The organism is Microbacterium testaceum (assembly GCF_001476655.1).
GTDB classification, from domain to species: Bacteria; Actinomycetota; Actinomycetes; order Actinomycetales; family Microbacteriaceae; genus Microbacterium; species Microbacterium testaceum_C.
The window spans coordinates 1-1,335 of sequence record NZ_LDRT01000147.1 but is presented as its reverse complement, the minus strand read 5'-3'; the positions used below and the strand labels follow the sequence as shown (position 1 = coordinate 1,335).

Below are 1,335 nucleotides of genomic sequence, written 5' to 3'. Positions count from 1 at the left end.
CGTGGCGATCGCGCTGACCGAGAGGGCGACGACGGCGGTATGAGCGCCTTCATCCCCAACCGGCGCAAGCCCGAGGTGACCGAGGCGGCGTTCGAGAAGGTCGCCGCCGACAAGAGGCGCGAGGCCGGCGACGGCTTCGACGGCACGTGGGTGGCCCACCCCGATCTCATCCCGGTGGCGCGCGCCGAGTTCGACGCGGTGCTCGGAGACCGCGAGAACCAGCTCGAGCGCACCCGCGACGAGGTGTCGATCGACCCCCGCCAGCTGCTCGACGTGCGCATCGGTCTGCCCGTGACCACGGCGGGCGTGCGCGGCAACGTGTCGGTGGCGATCCGCTACCTCGAGGCGTGGCTGCGGGGCCTGGGCGCCGTCGCGATCGACGACCTGATGGAAGACGCGGCGACCGCCGAGATCTCGCGCTCGCAGATCTGGCAGTGGATCCACCAGGATCGGGTCACCGCCGAGGGCGATACGATCACCCGCCCCTTCGTCGAGGGCCTCCTCGACGAGGTGCTGGCCGACCTGCCGCGTTCCGAGGGCGATCGCTTCGACGACGCCGCCGCGGTGTTCCGCGAGGTGGCGCTGCGCCCGGAGTTCCCCGCGTTCCTGACGCTGCCGGCGTACGCGAAGTACCTCGACTGACGAAAGGGCCCGGTCGCGACCCCCTCCCCGTTTCGGGAGGGGGTCGCGCTACGGTGAGCGCATGACCATCGTCTCGACAACCGTCCGTCGTCGTCCCGATGTGCTCGGCACCGTCGCGGTCATCATCGCCATCGCGGCGCTGTTACCCCTGCCTGCTCTCCTGGTGGCCGGCCTTGTCCCCGCTCTGAGCGGGATCGGGTGGTATGGGCTCCTCGTGCTCCCGATCGCTGCTCTCGTCGCGGCCATCGCGCTCCTGCTCGCGATCATCGGGATCGTCGTCGGATCCCGCGCCGGATCCCCCATCGTCACCTCGGTCGTCGCGGTCCTCATCGCACTGTTCGCGATCGCGCCCGGGGTCTTCGTGTGGGTGTTGTGGGGGCATTGACGCCCCCTGAACGGCGGGAACTCGCGACCTGCGAAACACGTGCGCGCAGAGATCGACGAACCGCGGCGCGGACGAGATCGCGACGGACCGGCTTCAGGGGCGCGCCGGGTCGATCGGCGTGAACCGCCGCAGCCCCGCGCGCGAGCTCAGCCGCGAGGCCGCGAGCGACCCCGCCACGGCGAGAAAAATCGGCAACAGCAGCGTGAAGCCGGTATCGGTGAACTCTGTCTCTTATACACATCTGACGCTGCCGACGATCTTAAGCGTTTGACTATCGATGGTCGCACGACATCTAAAAAAACATACAA

1 protein-coding gene and 1 pseudogene are annotated in these 1,335 nt (G+C 68.9%); both read left to right on the top strand.

The window, feature by feature from the left end:
• Positions 1 to 642 (top strand): annotated as a pseudogene (locus tag NS220_RS16540) (malate synthase A); the annotation flags it as partial.
• Positions 643 to 703: 61 nt separating this feature from the next.
• The gene (locus NS220_RS16535; RefSeq protein WP_058625108.1) at positions 704 to 1,027 is read left to right on the top strand and encodes a hypothetical protein; all 324 of its coding nucleotides are present in this window, start codon (positions 704 to 706) and stop codon (positions 1,025 to 1,027) included.
• Positions 1,028 to 1,335: the final 308 nt, after the last annotated feature.

What these genes read in the sequence shown, in the direction of transcription:
- NS220_RS16535 (WP_058625108.1), top strand. Translation starts at nt 704, where the DNA reads ATGACCATCGTCTCGACAACCGTCCGTCGTCGTCCCGATGTGCTCGGC.